Raw genomic sequence first — 19,994 nt, forward strand, 5'->3', positions numbered from 1 at the left:
AAGAATTACAAGAGCGGTTACTCTTTTAACCAACCATCGATAATGTTATAAATTTCTTTTTGTTTTTCTGGACTGAAACTTTTAATCCTGGTTGTATGACTGCCTTGAGGCAATACAAATTTATAAACTTCACGTTTGGCTGCATCCTTGTTCAATTCAACAGCAGTAGCACTCCAAGCATCATATTCGCCATAAATAAAGAGCATGTCTTCTGCTGAATTATCAAGAAAGGTTTGAATATCTTTCATTGGGATGGGGTCAAAATCTTTAGTGATTCCATCAGGAAAAGCCCAATCGAATTTATAAATGTCTTCGGTGTTTAAATATTGTTTAAAAGGTGCTGTTTCATAACCATATATACCTTGTTGCGTTAAGGCAGCCCAAAAGTACGGTTGCAAAGCTTCAACGGATTTCTCTTCAAAAAACCCATAACCAACCACATCAATCAGGTGTTTGTAAATAGCTTCTGGAGAAGCGTTTTCATTAGGGATGCTTTCAATAGGTGTTCCCCATTGCCAGAAAGCAAACGCGTATTCCAAAATGGTATAATCCAAGGCATTTTCCACGCCAAATTCCCAGGACATTTCTTTTTCCTTGGCTTCTTGTTTCATTATTTCCAAAAGAGCAGCTCTATTTTCAAAACACAATTCTTGAAACTCCCTTACCTTGTCCCTGTTTTCTTGGGTACTTACTGTATTTAGGAACTCATAAACCCTTGGGTCTTCGCGTTCAAAGTTCAATGGGCCTACATAACAAACGCAGGCATCGACATTGTCTGGGAAATATCTGCGATGCGCCATGGTTGTTTGGCAGCCTTTAGAAATGCCAGTAGAAATAAATTTCGCGTCAGGATAGAGGGTTTTTCTAATGGCATCGATAATTCTTTTTTGGTCTTTAGCAGCATTTTCAATGGTCAAGGTGTTCCAATCTATGGTTTCTGGTCGTGACTTGTTAAAATAGCGATGTTCTATGTTTAATTGGTTTGCTTGATAATGACTGGCCAGTTCGCCAGCTTTTTCAGAGCCTATGCCGTAGCCTTGAAGCTCCACGATAACTGGTTTTGATGGATTTTCGAACCCTAAAAACACACGCTGTTTGAATGTGCCTTTGGAAAGGTTGTTGTGATCTATGGGTTGTTCGAACCAGATTTCATAATTCTCATCGAAATGACTGACAGGCTCTCTTTTTTCAATGCTAAACACATGTTCCATAGAGGCGAGTTTTTCAAAAGTAGATAGGTTGCCTGTGGTAGCAACAGGAGTTTGTGTTGTTTTGCAACTTATAAATAATACAACAAATAGGGTTAGTGAAAACGAGCGAAATAGTTTCATTTTATTTTGGTTTTAATTTATAATAACTCTAAGATACGTTCCAAAGCCATGCCTCTGGAACCTTTAATCAATACTGTGGCATTTTCCAAGGTTTTTAAATGATATGCAGTTTTAAAATCGTCAAAGGTTTTATAGGTTAGGTTAGAGCCTGAAAGGGCTTTGTGGAAATTTTCGCCAATAAAAACCACTTGCGATAATTTTAAGGAATTTGCCAATGCTGCCAGGTCTGTATGTTCTTTATTGGCATCTTGTCCCAACTCGAACATATCTCCAAGAATGGCTATTTTGTTTGTAGCTTCCAATTTCCCAAAATTTTGTAAAGCCACTGTCATGCTTGAGGGATTGGCATTGTAGGCGTCCAGGATTATTTTGGTTGTCCCTTTTTCGATAATTTGAGATCGGTTGTTGTTTGGCACATAATTCTCAATCGCTTCTTTTATTTGTTTTTCATCTACTTTAAAATAAGCACCTATGGCAATGGCCACAGCGATATTGTTGAAATTGTATTCGCCAATAAGCTGACTGTTAATTTCAACATTATTAAAAGTAACAGTTACATTTGGTTGGGCACTATTAAAATAAATTTCATAATCATCTGTTTTTCTGGACCCGAACCTGATGGTTTTGGCTTCTTTGCTTTTTTCCAATTGAATGGGGTCATTGGAGTTTACAAAAATGGTTTTGTTATGGGCAATTAAATGTTTGTAGAGTTCCGATTTTCCTTCAATGACACCTTCTATGCTTCCAAAGCCTTCCAGGTGTGCCTTTCCAAAATTGGTGATCAACCCATAATCGGGATGTGTAATGTTGGAAAGAAACGCTATTTCCTTTTTGTGGTTGGCTCCCATTTCAACAATTCCAATATCTGTGTTTTTGGTCATTTTTAAAAGGGTTAAAGGCACGCCAATATGGTTGTTAAGATTGCCAACAGTTGCTGAGGTTTTATATTTTTGGGAGAGTACAGCGTGTATTAATTCTTTGGTGGTTGTTTTGCCATTGCTTCCGGTTAGGGCAATAATTGGCAAGTTTAGATATTTTCTGTGAACATGCGCCAATTCCTGAAGTGTTTTTAGAACATCGGTCACCAAAATACATTGTTTGTTTAAGGCATAGGTGTTGTCGTCAATAATGCAAAAGGAAGCGCCTTTGTCCAAGGCTTGCTGGGTAAAGGCATTGCCATTAAAGTTGTCGCCTTTAAGGGCAAAATACAAATCGTTTTTGACAATTTTTCTGGTGTCTGTGGAAACAGATGGATGCTTTAAAAAAAGCGTATGGAGTTGTTCTATGTTCATGAAATAAAAGTATAAAAAAAAGCCCTAACAATTTGTTAGGACTTTTTTAAAAGTTATGAAAATTCTTAGTTTTTAGTTTTGTTCTTGTTTTTGGATTTAGAACCTACACGAGACATGGCACATCTAAAGCCAATGTAATCTGTAGCCATAGTTTGTGGGAAGTAACGTCTTTGCGCTGGATCTAACCAGTATTCCCTGTCTTTCCAAGAACCACCTTTGTACACACGAACTTCGTCGTTGATTAATGAGGTTCTTTTGTTTGATTTATCATATTCCCTGATTAAGGCACCTGTAGAATCATCTACATCAATATTGTGTTTCGGGGAGTTGTACATTTTACTTGTCATGGAAGTTTCGGTAGTAACCCCATCTTCTTCACTAAAGCTTTCTCTGTATTGACGTGATGATTGTTTGTCTCCATCCCTAAAGTTTCTGTTATCGCTTCTGTCGAAGTTTTGTCTTAAATAGGTTTCATCTTCATCCACAGGCACTTGCGCAATTTCTCCAGGTAAATCCCTTGCAATTACTTTTCCGTTAGGTAAGGTATCGAATACAATTTCGTCTGTTGTTACAATTTTAACCGTTCCATCTTCGCTAATGGCATTTTTGGTATATACGTTACCACGATAGTAGTTAAAGTCGTTGAATTCATCGTCCACAATAGGTCTGTAAACATCAGCAACCCATTCGGCCACGTTTCCAGCCATATCGTAAAGTCCAAAATCGTTTGGTTCGTATTGTTTTACTTGGTTGGTGATATCTGCACCATCATCAGACCAGCCAGCAATTCCACCGTAATCACCTTTACCTTGTTTAAAGTTGGCCAATTGATCGCCTCTTACCTTACGTTTTCCAGAACGTGTGTATTGTCCATCCCAAGGGTATTTTTTTCTACCTCTGTAAATGTTGTAACTACGTAACTCTGTTAAGCCTAAGGCTGCATATTCCCATTCGGCTTCAGTAGGAAGTCTGTAACTTGGAGAAATGATACCTGTTTCTCTTCCAGCATAAACATTAATGGTATCTCCACTAGCAGTAGTTTGAACTCTTCTTCTAGTATTTTGAGGACTTGTAATACTGTCGTTACCACCATAAACTTGTGTTGGTGCATTAATATAAGTATCTGTGTTGAATGTTTGTCCAGCTTCTACACTAGCTATTTTAGCATCCCTAGTAATATATCCAGCTTCTTCCAAATACATTTCATTAACACGATCTGTTCTCCAATTAGCAAACTCAACAGCTTGAATCCAGCTTACACCTACAACAGGATATTCGCCATAGCCTGGATGACGTAAATAATTTTCTGTCATGACTTCGTTATAGCCCAAACGGTTTCTCCAAACCAAGGTATCTGGCAAGGCACCAATGTAGATGGCTCTATAATTTTCTTCAGATGGCGGATATATTCTCTTTAACCAATCTAAGTACTCCATGTACATTTTATTGGTCACCTCCGTTTCGTCCATATAAAACGATTGAACATGTTGTTGTGTAGGCGTGTTGTTCCAGTCGTGCATTACATCGTCCTGAACGCGACCCATGGTAAACGTACCACCTTCCACAAACACCAATCCAGGAGCTGTTTCTTGTTCTTTAAATTGTGTGTTGTATTGGAATCCACCATCTCTGGAGTTTATGTCCCAACCAGTAGCTCTGGAGCTGTTAGAGCTCGATGATCTTTTACAACCAATCGTAGTTAAAGATATTGTTACTAACAACAAAATCTTGAATGCCATTACTTTTTTCATATCCATACTTTTAAGTAAGCTTATAATATTTTTGGTGACGCAATATAAGAAATATCGGTAATAATACAAGATAAAATGTAAAATTTGATTAAAAATTTATGTATTTCATCCTATTTATTGAGCGTTATAACGATGTTTTTTGCGTTTTATACCGTTAATTTGTGTTTAAATAACGTGTATTTTTATAAATTATTATTGTAATTTTGAAACGTTTGTTAAAATTGTTTGCTTTGTCATACTAACAATCAATTATTCACGTTATTTAATCAATGAAAAAGACATTTTTATTCCTAACCTTTTTTGCAAGCTTAGCTATCCATTCCCAACAAAAGCAATTTCAGATTGTTTGGAAAGGAGATAAGATTTTGACTGCAGACACTTATTCTGTAACAGTGCCTTCTTTTAATGAAGCCAATTTTAATTATAGTGATTCCGATGGGTTACAGTTTGTATCGCAGTGGCAGGTTAGCCAAGCCGTAGATCCTTCTTCGGTACGTGTTGAAAATGTTACTTTTGCTACCATGTCAAGAAGGGATTTGAAGCAGTTGGCTATTGAAACCATTCCTTCCAGATTGACCTACAGTTTGAAAACCTCTATGGCCAGGGACGATATGTACGCTTATTTTGTGATGTCCCCAATAATTAAGGAAGCCAATGGGAGTTTTAAAAAAGTAACCTCTTTTACGGTGAGCTATTCCAATGGTAGATTGATTACAAATAGACGCGGACAACAACGAGCCATCACAAATTCTGTTTTGAGTAGTGGGCAATGGTACAAGTTTTATGTGGACAAAACAGGAGTACATAAAATAAGTAAAAATTTCTTGTCTCAAATGGGGATCCCTGTAGATAATATCGATCCAAGGACTTTAAAGCTTTATGGTAATGGTGGGAATATGATTCCTTATGCCAACTCGGAGCCCTATCCCATTGATATCAATGAAAATGCCATAAGAATTATAGGAGAAAGCGATGGCGTGTTTCATGACAGCGATTATATCCTGTTTTATGCACAAGGGCCTCATGAATTCAATGAGGAAAGCAATACACATATTAATTGTTATACAGATAAAACCTATTATTATATAAATGTAAGTCCCGGAAACGGCAAACGCATCCAGCCTTTTATGCAGCCAACGGGACCAATAGATTTGGATATTAATACGTTTCAGGATTATAGATACCATGAATTGGACGAATACAACTTAGTGAGCGTTGGAAGACGTTGGTTTGGAGATAAATTTGATGTGGAGGATGTTAAAACCTTCGATTTTAGTTTTCCGGATTTGGTAACCACAGAGCCAGTGAATTTAAAAGTTTTTGTTGCTGGTACATCAGAAACCCCAACTTCCATGACTGTTAAGGTGAACAATGATAACATTACCACTTTACCCTTGTTGGCAATTACAGACTCCAACCTGGCAACGGAAGCTAGTTTTAATAATAATGTTTCTGTTAATTCATCAAATATCTCTGTGTCTTTAATATACGATAGAGGCTCAAACCCTTCGGCCTTGGCATATGTGGATTACGTATCGCTTGAAGCAACCAGGGCTTTGAAATTTTCAGGGCAACAATTTACCTTTAAAAACAAGGCAGTAACCCAAATGTCTGGAATAGGGCAGTATACTGTTACCAATACATCTCAAGTTCATGAGATTTGGAATGTTACGGACATTTATAATGTTACAAATTTGGTAAATACGGACAACAGTCCAAGTTTAAGTTTTACCTCTTCTTTAGGGACTTTAAAATCTTATGCTTTAGTAACCCCTTTAAATTATTATGAACCCATTTTAGCAGCTAACTCTACGGTGTACAATCAAAATATCAAAGGTAACATCTTTAAAAATGCACAAGGGGAAACCATAGATATCGATTATATCATTGTTACACCAACAAGTTTGAAAGGGCAAGCAGAAAGACTGGCACAAATTAATAGGGTTAACAACAATTTGAATGTAAAAGTGCTTACCTTAAATGAAATTTATGCAGAGTTTAGTACCAGCAATCCAGATATTGGAGCCATAAGGAATTTGGTAAAATATGTGTATGACAATGCCAGCTCCCCGGATAAACGTTTAAAATACCTGTGTTTGTTTGGTGATGGCTCCTTCGATTATAAAGACCGAATTCCCAACAACACCAATTTAGTACCTTCTTGGCATGCATATAACAGTTTCAATTTAACCAATTCGTTTATTTCTGACGATTTTTACGGTATGATGGATTTTAATGAAGGAGACATGTCCATTTCAGATAAATTGGATATAGCAGTGGGTAGGATCTTGGCAGAAAACTATCAAAGTGCCACAGAATTGGTTGATAAAATTGAAAGGTATTACATAGAGGCCTCTTTTGGAAGTTGGAGAAATAATTTTGTGGTTATTTCAGATGATGTCAATGAAGCATGGGAAGAGATACTTGAAGAAACCACTGATGAAATTGGGGATGAGGTAACTGCTGAAAAACCCTTCATTAATGTTACCAAAATACATTTAGATGCTTTTCAGCAAGAATCGTCTGCTGGAGGCGATAGGTATCCTGCAGTTAACGTGGCCATTAAGAATGCTCTCGAGACAGGTGCTTTGGTTGTGAATTATTTTGGTCATGGAGGAGAAGATGGTTTGGCTCACGAGCGTGTTTTTACCAAACCTGATGCACAAGAACTAAATAATGTGTGCAAACTTAATTGCTTTGTAACAGTAACCTGTGAGTTTACCAAATTTGACAACCCCTTACGTCCCACAGCAGGAGAGTATACCTACTGGAATAAAGATGGGGGAGCCATTGGCTTAATTACCACAACCAGACAAATATTTGTACAGGTTGGTGTCGCATTCAATACAGTTTTGGAAGAGTATTTGTTTTCTTATAGCGATAATGATAGCTATCCGGATCATGAGTACCCTAGTATGGCAGAATCTTTAAGGCTTACCAAAATAGATCCTGCTATTTCCAGCACCTTGCAAAGGCGCTTGGTGTTTTTTATAGGAGATCCAGCCATGAAACTGGCTTTTCCACAACCTAATATTGTATTAACAAAAATAAACGATGCCCCAATTTCAGGAACTACAGATGTTTTACAGGCTTTAAGTCGGGTGAAGTTATCCGGTGAAGTTGTGGATTTGTCTGGAAACACCCTTACAAATTACAATGGGGTGTTATCAACCACGATATACGATAAAAATATTCAAAGACAGACTTTGGGGAATGATGGTGTTAGGGATGGGGGACAATTGATTATTATGGATTTTGAAACCTTAGGGCCTATTATTTTTAGAGGGCAATCAACTGTAACAAACGGTCAATTCGACATTGAATTTGTTGTTCCAAGAGATATAGGTATTCCTGTAGGTTATGGCAAGGTGAGTTTTTATGCAAAAAAAGATGGTGCATTGGAAGACCAAGCTGGGGCAAGTGTCAATCAAGTGCAAATAGGAGGGCTTAACCCAAACGCACCAGAAGACAATATAGGACCTGTTATTGCTGCCTATATGAATGACGAAAGTTTTGTGTCTGGAGGAATTACAAACAGTTCCCCTAATTTATTGGTTAAATTGGAAGATGAAAATGGGATCAATACCGCTAGTGGCATAGGACATGATATTGTTGGGATTTTAGATGGAGATGAAGCAAATCCATTTATCTTAAACGATTATTACCAAACAGAACTGGACGATTACCAACGAGGCGTTGTAAATTATCCTTTAAGGGATTTAGAGCCAGGTTTGCATACCATGACCATTAAAGCATGGGATGTTTACAATAATTCTTCCACCACAGAAATTCAATTTGTGGTTTATGACGAGAATCAGCAGTTGATCATCGAAAATGTTTTAAATTATCCAAATCCCTTTGTTAATTACACCGAATTTTGGTTTAATCACAATAGTTCGGAGTCTTTAGACGTTTTAGTGCAGGTATTTACCGTTACAGGAAAACTGGTTAGAACTTTAAGTGGGCAAACCAATACGGGTGAATGCTGTGATAATGGAGCTTCTTCGTTGTCCCGTGAGATTATTTGGGATGGGAGGGACGATTTTGGAGATAAAATAGGTAAAGGCGTATATATTTACAAACTTACAGTACATTCGGCAGCCTTGAACAAAACCGTAGAAAAAATAGAGAAACTTGTTATACTATAATAAAAATTTATATTTGCTAAATAAACAACATTCATGAAGAAATCTTTTTTAATCCTATCAGCATTCTTTTTTGCTACTCAAATACAAGCCCAGAATATTGTTGAAGAAATAACCCCAGATCCTTATGATTCCAGAGTCATTACCACAGGTGTTCCTTTTTTATTGATTGCTCCAGATGCGCGTTCGGCATCTATGGGAGATATGGGGGTCGCTACCTCTGTGGATGGGTTTTCACAGCAGTGGAATGCCTCTAAATATGCCTTCTCTGAAACCAAGCAAGGTGTTGCTATTAGTTACACGCCCTATTTAAGTAAATTGGTAAATGATATTTTTTTAGGAAACCTTACCTATTTCAATAGATTGAACGAACGAAGTGCTTTTGGAGCCAGTTTTAAATATTTTTCTTTGGGTGAGATTGAATTTGTTGAAGATGAATTTTCAGAAGAATTAATTAAAAAACCAAATGAATTTACTTTGGATGTCTCTTATGCGCTAAGGTTGAGCGACCAATTTGCCATGGCAGTAAACATGCGTTATTTAAATTCCGATTTAAAAATAGATGACACGCAAGATGCCAAGGCAGCAAGTACCTTTGGTGTGGACATTTCTGGGTACTACCAAAGTGAAGAGGAGGCTTACAATAGTTTTAATGGCCGTACCAGGTTAGGTTTTGCCATTCAAAATATAGGGCCTAAATTTAAGTATGATGCAGGAGGTCAGGAAAACTTCCAACCTACGACTTTGCGTTTAGGAGGAGGGTTCGACTTTATTTTGGACGATTTCAACAAAATATCCCTAACGGGAGAGGTAACAAAACTATTGGTGCCTACACCGCCAATTAGAGGGGAAAGACGTGTATATGAAGATGTAGATGATAATGGAGAATATGATCCATCCATAGATAATGAAATCAGTTACGAGCCCAATTATATTATAGAAGGGAAAGATGACGATGTAAGCTTTTTAAAAGGCATGTTCCAATCCTTTGGTGATGCACCAGGAGGTTTCAGCGAAGAAATGCAGGAATGGACTTGGGCCTTAGGAGCCGAATATTACTACCAAGACTCCTTTGCTTTTAGAGCAGGATATTTTCATGAGAGTCCAGATAAAGGGGCCAGACAGTTTTTTGCCATTGGAGCTGGATTTAAATACAATGTGATAGGAATTGATTTGTCCTATTTATTTTCAGCATCCAAAGTACCTAGCCCATTGGAAAACACCTTGCGTTTTTCCTTAACCTTTAATATTGATAGAGAAGCTTATTCAGAATATTAATAGGTACATTTACAAAAAACTTGCAAATGAAGACTTCATTCATAACTAATTATAATAAGATTCTTCGCTTTGCTCAGAATGACAAAAAAACTATTGCCAAAAGCAATAGTTTTTTTGTCTGAAATAGGATTGTTATCTTTAAGTATATTTCAAACACCATGAAAGACATAAAAATTGAATCGACGTTAACCGTTTACGATCACATAGACGAATTGCCAACAGATATCATAGAATTAATGGATCAAGCTGCCATAGCGAGAAAAAATTCGTATTCCCCATATTCCAAATTTAGTGTAGGAGCAGCCATTTTATTGGAAAACAAGCAAATTGTTTTAGGTTCCAATCAAGAAAACGCATCTTATCCTTCTGGCCTGTGTGCCGAACGTACAGCCATATTTTATGCAGGTTCCCAATATCCAGAGGTTAAAATTTTAAAAATGGCCATTATAGCAGGTTCCAGAATCCATCAAACCATTACGCCAATACCTCCCTGTGGAGCTTGTAGGCAAGCCATTGCAGAATATGAAGTAAAACAGGATGCACCCATAGAAATTTATTTTATGGGAGAAACCGGAAAGGTGGTCAAGTCGCATTCCTTAGCTAATTTACTGCCTTTGGTTTTTGATAAATCGGTGTTGTAAACAGCCCAATACCTATTTATTGAACACTTCTATAAAAATTTTACGATTTACAGTTTTTTCATTAGTGACTAAAGTGTTACTTTTGTTAATTGTTTAACTCTTTTTTTCAAAAGAGGTATTTTTATTCTTTAGCCTTGCAAAAGGCTTTACAGAAATTATTTTTTTAATATTTACTTAAATGCAAAAAATAACCAAAGAAGTGTACCTTAAATGGTATGAAGACATGTTGTTTTGGAGAAAGTTTGAAGACAAACTTGCTGCTGTTTACATTCAACAAAAAGTAAGAGGATTTCTTCACTTATATAATGGTCAAGAAGCTGTATTGGCTGGAGCATTACATGCCATGGATTTAACCAAGGACAAAATGATCACGGCTTACCGTAACCACGTGCAACCTATAGGAATGGGAGAAGACCCTAAGCGTGTTATGGCAGAATTGTATGGGAAAGCCACAGGAACATCCCAAGGACTTGGAGGATCCATGCACATTTTCTCAAAGGAGTACCGTTTTTATGGAGGACATGGTATTGTTGGAGGTCAAATTCCATTAGGGGCAGGTATTGCATTTGGAGATAAATACCACAATATTGATGCCGTAACCCTTTGCTGCTTTGGTGATGGAGCAGCCAGACAAGGTTCGCTTCATGAAACATTTAACATGGCCATGCTATGGAAACTTCCAGTAGTTTTTGTTTGTGAAAACAATGGGTACGCCATGGGAACATCGGTAGAACGTACAGCCAACCATACAGATATTTGGAAGTTAGGTTTGGGCTACGATATGCCTTGTGGACCTGTTGATGGCATGAACCCTGTGAAAGTGGCCGAAGCTTTTGATGAAGCCATACAAAGAGCCAGAAGAGGTGATGGCCCAACATTCCTAGAACTAAAAACATACAGATATAGAGGTCACTCAATGAGTGATGCACAGCATTACAGAACAAAGGAAGAAGTAGAGGAGTACAAGAAAATAGACCCAATTACCCAAGTAAAGGATGTTATTCTTGAAAAGAAATATGCTACGGAAGCCGAACTAAAGAAAATTGATAAGCGAGTGAAGGATTTGGTAAACGAATGTGAAAAGTTTGCCGAAGAATCCCCTTATCCAGAAATAAATGTGATGTACGATGCTGTTTACGAACAAAAAGATTATCCATTTATACAACACAAATTATAAGCTATGGCAGAAATTATAAACATGCCTCGTTTAAGCGATACCATGGAAGAGGGCACTGTGGCTACATGGTTGAAAAAGGTTGGAGATAAAGTAGAGGAAGGCGATATCCTTGCCGAAATTGAAACAGATAAAGCCACCATGGAGTTTGAGTCCTTTCATCAAGGGACCTTGTTACACATAGGTGTTCAAGAAGGGGAAACCACAAAAGTTGACGAATTGTTGGCCATTATTGGCGAGGAAGGAGAAGATATCTCAGATTTAATTTCAAATTCCAAAACGCTAGCTTCAAATTCCAAAGAGGATAAAACATCGGACCAATCAAAGGAAGATGAAAAATCCAAAGATGATAAAGTTGCACAGAGCGAAGACGAAGCATCCCACAACGATTCCAATAACACAACCGAACTCCCAGAAGGGGTTACTGTAGTGACCATGCCGCGATTAAGTGATACCATGGAAGAAGGAACCGTTGCAACTTGGCTAAAAAAAGTAGGCGATCAGGTATCTGAAGGCGATATTTTAGCCGAAATTGAAACAGATAAGGCAACCATGGAATTTGAAAGTTTCCAAGCAGGAACCTTATTACATGTTGGTTTAGAGGAAGGTGAATCTGCCAAAGTTGATGCACTTTTGGCCATTATAGGTCCAGAAGGCACAGATGTTTCTGCAATTGCCAAAAACTTTAAAGCCGAAGGAGCTTCCACCAAAAGCGAAACAACAGGAGCAGATACAGCTTCCAAGACAAAAGAAAATGCACCTCAGGAGGCACCTAAACAAACAAGTGCCACTTCAGGTTCCGGATCAAGTTCTTCATCAACGTCAAGTTCAGATTCAAGTAGAATTTTTATTTCACCTTTGGCCAAAAAAATGGCAGATGAAAAAGGGATAAATATTCAACAAGTAAAAGGGTCTGGCGAAAATGGCAGAATCATTAAACGAGATATCGAGAACTTTACACCTGCTGCTTCAGCTTCGGTTGGGAAATTTGTACCAACAGGACAGGAAGATTTTGATGAGGTTAAACACTCGCAAATGCGTAAAGTGATTGCCAAACGATTGGCTGAATCCAAATTTACGGCACCACATTATTACTTAAATGTGGAGTTTAATATGGAACATGCCATAGCGTTCCGTGAGCAATACAATTCGTTACCAGACACCAAAATATCCTATAACGACATGATAGTTAAGGCCTGTGCCTTGGCTTTGAAAAAGCATCCACAAGTAAATTCACAATGGTTTGATGATAAAATGCAATTAAACAACCATGTACATATAGGTGTGGCAGTTGCTGTTCCAGATGGGTTGGTGGTACCAGTAGTGAAATTTGCCAATGAGCAAAGTCTGACACAGATTGGAGCAGCCGTTAAGGATTTTGCTGTAAAAGCCAGAAACAAAAAGTTGACACCACAAGAGATGGAAGGCAGTACGTTTACCATTTCCAATTTGGGAATGTTTGGGATAGAGAGTTTTACGTCTATCATCAACCAGCCAAATTCGGCCATACTATCCGTTGGAGCCATTATAGAAAAACCTGTGGTTAAAAACGGACAAATAGTTGTTGGGCACACCATGAAACTTACCATGGCTTGTGACCATAGAACTGTTGATGGTGCTACGGGATCGGAGTTTTTGCTCACTCTAAAAGGATATATTGAAAATCCTGTGACCATGCTGGTATAAACATTTTCAGCAGGAATACCCTAATAAAAAAACCTGTTTCATTTTAATTGGAACAGGTTTTTTTATCTTTAAACAAAATACGCTAAACCTATGAAACATTTTTTATTTCTTATCAGTATCACATTGCTGTTGCTTGGTTGTAATTCCACGACTGTGGTTATGAACAACGACAATCCTAAGGAGAACATTATTCCAGAACCTTCAAAAAACGATGTGATCATGACATCGTCTGCCGAAACAGTAGACATCCCTTTAATTTCAAGTTCAGAACTTAAAGAAACAGTTGGTTTTTTAGCTTCCGATGAATTGAAAGGAAGGGGAACGGGAACTAAAGGAATTGAGCAGGCTGCTGCTTTTATTGAAAATACATTTAAGGCCAACCGGTTGAAGCCATATTTTGAAACCTATAGGGATTCGTTTTTGGTAGGCGATAAGCATGCTTATAATATTGTAGGTTTTTTGGAAGGTCAGGATGCCTTGCTTAAAGAGGAAGTTATCATCATAGGTGCACATTACGATCATATTGGGTATGGAAAAGTTGTTGAAAACGATTCCATAGCCAATGGGGCAAACGACAATGCTGCCGGAACCAGTGCTGTTTTGGCAATGGCAACATATTTTTCAAAGAAAAAATCTCATGGAAGAAGCTTGATGTTTGTGCTTTTTTCTGCTGAAGAAATGGGTTTGTTGGGTTCTAAACATTTGGCAGGGAAATTAAAAACCGAAGGTATTGATTTGTACACCATGTTAAACTTTGAAATGATTGGTGTTCCTTTTACGGATAGGGATTATGTGGCTTTTGTAACGGGTTACGATTTATCCAATATGGCAGCAAAAATCAATGAATACGCAGGAAGCAACTTGGTGGGATTATCGGAAATAGCTAAGCAATATCAGTTGTTCAAAGCTTCCGACAATCACCCATTTTACGAGGCCTTTAAATTGCCATGTCAGACCATTGCCTCTTGTGATTTGTCCAATTATGATTATTACCACCATGTGGATGATGAAGCCGATCAACTGGACTATCAGCATATGTCATCATTAATAAACAGCATGATTCCTGTTATTGAAAAAATGAGTCTAACTCCAACCAAAGAAATTGTATTATATGAAGAGTAAACACATTATTATTACAGGCACAAGCAGAGGGATTGGTTACGAATTGGTACAGCTATTTGCAGCCCAAGGACATCGTGTTTTGGCTTTGTCCAGGAATCATCAACCCATATCAAAACTTCAATTACAAAACGTTACCACGTTTTCTTTCGATTTATCTGATCCTGAAGCTTATAGTGAAGTGGATGCATTTATTCGTAAAGAATGGAAGCAGCAGGTAGATGTGTTGATAAACAATGCTGGTGCTTTACTGAATAAACCTTTTAAAGAAACCACATTTCAGGAATTTCAGCAAGTATATCAAACAAATGTGTTTGGGGTTTCTGAAATGATCAGGACCATCCTGCCATTTACCAACAAAGAAAGTCATGTGGTAAGCATAAGTTCCATGGGAGGTGTACAGGGAAGTATGAAATTTCCGGGACTTTCGGCCTATTCTTCCAGTAAAGGGGCTGTTATAACCTTAACCGAATTATTGGCCGAAGAATACAAAGAAACAGGACCCCGTTTTAACGTGTTGGCCTTGGGAGCAGTACAAACAGAAATGTTGGAAGAAGCCTTTCCAGGATATCAAGCTCCAATAACAGCTCTGGATATGGCCAAATATATTTTTGATTTCTCATTGAACGGACAAAAATATTATAATGGAAAGCTGCTTCAAGTTTCAAATTCAACTCCTTGAACTCTTTAAAAACGAAGTGATTATAAGCAGTTTTGTTTAAGGAAAAATAATGTTAAAACACAGTTAAAAGATTATATTTCGCATTTGATAGATTATATTTTTTAGAGTAAGTAATTATGTATTCATTTATGTTAAAATAAAACAAGATGAAAACAAAATTACATTTAAAACTAATTAATAGCATTCTTATTTTTACATGTTTTTCGTTTCAATTAACTGCCCAGGTTTTTGAAAGGGCAGAGGCCATTTCCGGTCTTGGAATTTTGGAGCAGAATAATGGCGTTGCTGTTGCAGATTATAATGGCGATCATGTCATGGATTTATTTGTTGTTGCCAAGTCCATAGACAGGAATGGGATAGAAAGAACCCATAGTAGGCTTTTCCGGAACAATGACGACGGTTCTTTTACAGATGTAACTGTAGCCTCTGGATTGACAAACTTGTTGATTCAGGATTATAGCCTGGATGGCGAGTTTTATGTTTTCGATGGTTTTAAAATTGGTGCTTATTGGGGAGATTATGACAATGATGGCTTTCCTGATTTGTTTTTTACCAATACCTTCAATGTACTACTATACAGAAATCAAGGTGATGGCACGTTTCAAAATGTAACGGCAACAGCTGGTTTCAATGTTGCAAATTCATGCCAATTTTCTGGTGCTACCTGGTTTGACTTCAATAACGATGGATTTTTAGATATATATATCTGTGATTGGGGCGCATGTGCTTCAAACTTATTGTATCAAAACAACGGAGACGGTACCTTTACCGATGTTACCGTAAGTATGGGAATGGATGAATCTTGGCCTCATAACAGTTTTACAGCAACTCCATTCGACTTCAACAGTGATGGGTTTATGGACCTTTATGTTGCCAATGATTTTGCCCAAAGAAACTATTTGTATATCAATCAAGGTGGAACAGGTTTTTCTGAGCAAGCTACGGCCTATGGTTTTACAACGCATATAGATGATATGGGTATCACTATTGCAGACTATAATAACGATGGCGCTTTTGATATTTATAACACAGGAGTGGATGAACAAGTATTGTATACCAATAATGGCGACAATACTTTTTTTGAAAACTCAGTGGTTAATAATCTTGTTGGAGCTGGTTGGGCTTGGGGAGCCAAGTTTGCCGATTTGGATTTGGATGGCGATGATGATTTGTTTATAGCAAATGGTTACCTGTTTGAAAATAGAGGCGCAGAATACAATAAGTATTTTAAAAATAATTATGTTGAAGGATTGAACAATTTTTCAGATGAAACCATTGCTGCCAATTTACACGATTTAACCATAAGTCATGAAGCTTTGGATTTTGATTATGATAATGATGGCGATTTGGATTTGTTTTTAACAAATACAGATGCCCATTCCTATTTATATGAAAACAAGACCCTTAGTTTTGATCAGCCCAATGCCATCCATTATTTAAAAGTGTCTTTAGAAGGGGTTACTTCAAACAGAAGTGCCATTGGTACCGAGTTGACCATTGTAACCAATAGTGGAACTTTCAAGAAATATTTTAATGGTGTCGGGTTTTTGGGACAAAGTATCAAACCCGTGGTGTTTGGCTTAAATGCTGAAACCACTGTAACAGATTTAACCATAAAATGGCCATCGGGCTTGGTGGAGACCTATCACAACATTACAGCCGATACCCACGTAAAGGCAACAGAAGGTGTTGGTTTGGCCACACTTTCAGTATCACCTAGTGTTAAAATATATGGTTGTACGGATCCACAATCCTGCTCTTATAACCCATCGGCAACCGTGAATGATAATTCCTGTACCTATTTACCGTCTGGCGTGATCTCTGGTCCAACGTTTTCAGGATTTTTAAGGGAAGCCATTTACAGTTATCCAACTACATCTGGTTCATCAACTTTTTGGGAGGTCTCTGGTGGCGAGTTGGTTTCTGGTCAGGGAACAGGACAGATTACCGTAAGATGGGGTATAAATACTGCTGGAACGGTTTCGGTTATAGAGAACGATGGCACTTGTTATAGTCCATTGGTAACCTTAGCTGTAGATCTGGATTTAAATCAAACCGAAGACCATATATCTGTTGCAAGATTATGGAATGAAGCACTCTTGGACGCAATTAGAAATGATTTTGCCAGACCAACAGTACATGCTAGGAATTTGTTTCATTCCAGTGTGGCCATGTATGATATTTGGGCTATTTACGATCCTACTGCAGTACCTTATTTAATGGGGAACCAGGTTCATGGTTTTGTAAGTGTTTTGGATAACTTTACTCCAAGCGAAGGAAATCAGGCATCTAACAACAAGGCAATTAGTTATGCCATGTACAGACTGTTAAGCGAAAGGTTTGCCAATTCGCCTGGAGCCCAAGAATCTCAAGAACGTTTCGATTATTTAATGGATGAATTAAATTATCCTATCAATTATACTTCTACATACTATCAGTCTGGTAATGCAGCCGATTTAGGGAATTATGTGGCGCAGACGATAATCAGTTATGGCTTGACGGATGGTTCCAGGGAAGCTTCCGGTTATGATAATGCTTATTACGAACCCATTAACCCTCCATTGGCTCCAGCTTACGAAGATAATACCATTATTTTTCCAAACAGATGGCAATCGTTAAGTTTGGATACCTATATCGATCAAAGTGGAAATCTTATTGATGGAGCCATGATTCCTTTTTTGGGACCAGAATGGGGAAATGTAAATACATTTGCTTTATCTTCAACAGATATGACTACCCATCAAAGAGATGGTCATAACTATCTGGTTTATAAAGATCCAGGAGATCCTCCTTATTTAGACAATACAGGTACCAGTCAATCGAGCAACGCTTATAAATGGAATTTCTCGTTGGTATCTATTTGGGGCTCTCATTTAGACCCTTCCGATGGTGTGATGTGGGATATTTCCCCTAATTCCATTGGTAATATTTCAGCCTCTTCCTTACCAACAAGTTATTTACAATACCCTAGTTTTTACGATGTTTTAAATGGAGGAGATATCAGTACAGGAAGAAGCGTGAATCCGGTTACAGGGCAGCCTTATGCCCAGCAGATGGTTCCTAGGGGAGATTATACAAGGGTTCTTGCAGAGTTTTGGGCAGATGGTCCAGACTCTGAAACACCACCAGGACACTGGTTTACACTTTTGAATTATGTGTCTGATCATCCACAGTTTGAAAAAAGGTTCAATGGTCAGGGTCCAGAACTGGATCCTTTGGAGTGGGATGTGAAAAGTTACTTTGTACTTGGTGGCGCCATGCACGATTCGGCTATCACTGCTTGGGGAATTAAGGGTTGGTATGATTATATCCGACCAATTTCGGCCATTCGTTATATGGCATCCAAAGGGCAGAGCACCAATCAGTCTTTAAGCAATTACGATCCAGAAGGGATTCCTTTACAGCCAGGATACATTGAGGTCGTTGAGTCTGGAGATCCATTGGCAGGTGCTTTAGATCAACATGTAGGCAAAATTAAATTGTATACTTGGAGAGGTCATGACTATGTAAACAATACAGACACAGACACAGCAGGTGTAGGTTGGGTGTTGTCTGAAGATTGGTGGCCTTACCAAAGACCTTCATTTGTAACACCTCCATTTGCAGGTTATGTATCTGGTCACTCCACCTATTCCAGAGCTGCTGCTGAAGTCATGACATTAATTACAGGCGACGAGTATTTTCCAGGAGGTATGGGAGAATTTCATGCCAGACAAAATGAATTTTTGGTGTTTGAAGAAGGCCCTTCTGTAGATGTAGTATTACAATGGGCGACTTATAGAGATGCTTCAGACCAATGTAGTTTGTCCAGAATCTGGGGAGGCATCCATCCGCCAGCCGATGACATTCCAGGACGTTTAGCTGGTGAAGAAATTGGCGTTGAAGCTTATGATTTTGCCTTGCCATACTTTTATCCGAATACTATTGGGATAAAAGACTATGAATTGTCCAATGTTTATCCGAACCCTGTAAATTCTGGAGAATATATTCATGTTACGAATGTAAAACCATCTGATACATTTGAGATGTTTGATATAAGTGGAAGACTTATTAAAATCAACCAAGTGGATTTTAATTACCAAAATAATTCAAGTAGAGTTACCATACCTTCAGGTACTTCATCTGGTATTTACTTTTTAAGATGGAATGGTTATACTAAAAAAATCATGGTTAAAAAAGGCAGTTAAGCCTTTCCATGCTTTAAATAAAACAGGCTTTAAGCAACTTGCTTAAAGCCTGTTTCTTTTTTAGGTTTGGATACTCTTACAATTTAACACCTTGGGTAGTAAAAGAAATCCCTTGTTGTCCAGAGGTAGAAATCATTACAGCTTCGAACAAAGGTTCATGCTCGTTGTGCTTTAAGGCCCAATCAAAAACAAAATTTGCCCCAGAACCACCATGAGTGTCTTTTTCATCAATTATAATTTCTATGGTTTCCAAGGGTTTTAGGGAAATTGGATCATTAAAATAAGTACGTATCAAATCGCCTTTGGTGTTGTAATAATTGGCTTTAAGCAAATAAATTTCATGTGTGGTGCTTACATTTCTCAAACTTACGGTTACAGTTAAATTTATGGTTCTGTGTTCTGTAATGCTATAGATTTCTGAATAAACCGATAGATAGCTTTGACCTGTTTTTAAACTGTCGGACTCCTTAAGTTTTACAGCGCGATTTTTCCAATTTATGGGATTGATGTCTGTTGTTTCTTTTGGTTTTTCACAAGAAAAAAACACCTGACAACAAATAAAAATAATTAAAATACGTTTCATCTATTTAAATTTTATCTAGAACTTGTGGTTTAGTTAATTAATTATTTTGGTGTGTAATGGCCATTATTTATCAAATGCCCATTATGGGCTTTCATAAGTATTTACAATTTAATAACTCTCTTATT

At 37.7% G+C, this 19,994-nt stretch carries 12 protein-coding genes; 8 read left to right on the forward strand and 4 right to left on the reverse strand.

The window, feature by feature from the left end; all coding sequences use genetic code 11:
- Nucleotides 1-17: 17 nt before the first annotated feature.
- From AACY93_RS02150 to gldJ, 3 genes are all read right to left on the reverse strand, one after another.
- The gene (locus AACY93_RS02150) at nt 18-1,331 is read right to left on the reverse strand and encodes a S28 family serine protease (RefSeq protein WP_287006217.1); all 1,314 of its coding nucleotides are present in this window, start codon (nt 1,329-1,331) and stop codon (nt 18-20) included.
- Nucleotides 1,332-1,348: 17 nt separating this feature from the next.
- Nucleotides 1,349-2,623, reverse strand: coding sequence for a UDP-N-acetylmuramoyl-tripeptide--D-alanyl-D-alanine ligase (gene murF, locus AACY93_RS02155; protein WP_287006218.1), 1,275 nt, complete (start codon nt 2,621-2,623; stop codon nt 1,349-1,351).
- 65 nt (nt 2,624-2,688) lie between these two features.
- Nucleotides 2,689-4,380 (reverse strand): gliding motility lipoprotein GldJ, encoded by a 1,692-nt coding sequence (gene gldJ / locus AACY93_RS02160; RefSeq protein WP_286854545.1) that lies wholly within the window; start codon nt 4,378-4,380, stop codon nt 2,689-2,691.
- 263 nt (nt 4,381-4,643) lie between these two features.
- On the opposite strand from gldJ, the gene porU reads away from it, so the two are divergent.
- The 8 genes from porU to AACY93_RS02200 all read left to right on the forward strand — a co-directional run bounded on the left by porU (nt 4,644) and on the right by AACY93_RS02200 (nt 19,286).
- Nucleotides 4,644-8,522, forward strand: coding sequence for a type IX secretion system sortase PorU (porU, locus tag AACY93_RS02165; protein ID WP_286854544.1), 3,879 nt, complete (start codon nt 4,644-4,646; stop codon nt 8,520-8,522).
- A 33-nt stretch (nt 8,523-8,555) separates the two neighbouring features.
- Nucleotides 8,556-9,797 (forward strand): type IX secretion system outer membrane channel protein PorV, encoded by a 1,242-nt coding sequence (gene porV / locus AACY93_RS02170; protein ID WP_286854543.1) that lies wholly within the window; start codon nt 8,556-8,558, stop codon nt 9,795-9,797.
- Between the two features lie 158 nt (nt 9,798-9,955).
- Nucleotides 9,956-10,438, forward strand: a complete 483-nt coding sequence (cdd, locus tag AACY93_RS02175; protein ID WP_286854542.1) for a cytidine deaminase — start codon at nt 9,956-9,958, stop codon at nt 10,436-10,438.
- Between the two features lie 178 nt (nt 10,439-10,616).
- Nucleotides 10,617-11,615 carry a pyruvate dehydrogenase (acetyl-transferring) E1 component subunit alpha gene (gene pdhA / locus AACY93_RS02180; RefSeq protein WP_286854541.1) on the forward strand — a complete coding sequence of 333 codons (999 nt, stop codon included), beginning with the start codon at nt 10,617-10,619 and terminating at the stop codon, nt 11,613-11,615.
- 3 nt (nt 11,616-11,618) lie between these two features.
- The gene (locus AACY93_RS02185) at nt 11,619-13,298 is read left to right on the forward strand and encodes a pyruvate dehydrogenase complex dihydrolipoamide acetyltransferase (protein WP_286854540.1); all 1,680 of its coding nucleotides are present in this window, start codon (nt 11,619-11,621) and stop codon (nt 13,296-13,298) included.
- Between the two features lie 90 nt (nt 13,299-13,388).
- Nucleotides 13,389-14,420 carry a M28 family peptidase gene (locus AACY93_RS02190; protein WP_287006221.1) on the forward strand — a complete coding sequence of 344 codons (1,032 nt, stop codon included), beginning with the start codon at nt 13,389-13,391 and terminating at the stop codon, nt 14,418-14,420.
- Nucleotides 14,410-15,099 carry an SDR family oxidoreductase gene (locus AACY93_RS02195; protein WP_287006222.1) on the forward strand — a complete coding sequence of 230 codons (690 nt, stop codon included), beginning with the start codon at nt 14,410-14,412 and terminating at the stop codon, nt 15,097-15,099. Before AACY93_RS02190 ends, AACY93_RS02195 begins: the two co-directional genes overlap by 11 nt.
- A gap of 146 nt (nt 15,100-15,245) precedes the next feature.
- A complete protein-coding gene (locus tag AACY93_RS02200; protein ID WP_287006224.1) occupies nt 15,246-19,286 on the forward strand; it encodes an FG-GAP-like repeat-containing protein in 4,041 nt (1,346 codons plus the stop codon).
- Nucleotides 19,287-19,362: 76 nt separating this feature from the next.
- Here the strand turns inward: AACY93_RS02200 and AACY93_RS02205 are convergent, their stop codons facing one another.
- On the reverse strand, nt 19,363-19,869 hold the full coding sequence (locus tag AACY93_RS02205) for a DUF3124 domain-containing protein (RefSeq protein WP_007649660.1): 507 nt from the start codon (nt 19,867-19,869) through the stop codon (nt 19,363-19,365).
- Nucleotides 19,870-19,994 lie beyond the last annotated feature (125 nt).

Origin of the sequence: uncultured Xanthomarina sp. (genome assembly GCF_963971605.1) — a bacterium.
In the GTDB taxonomy this organism is placed as follows: Bacteria; Bacteroidota; Bacteroidia; order Flavobacteriales; family Flavobacteriaceae; genus Xanthomarina; species Xanthomarina gelatinilytica.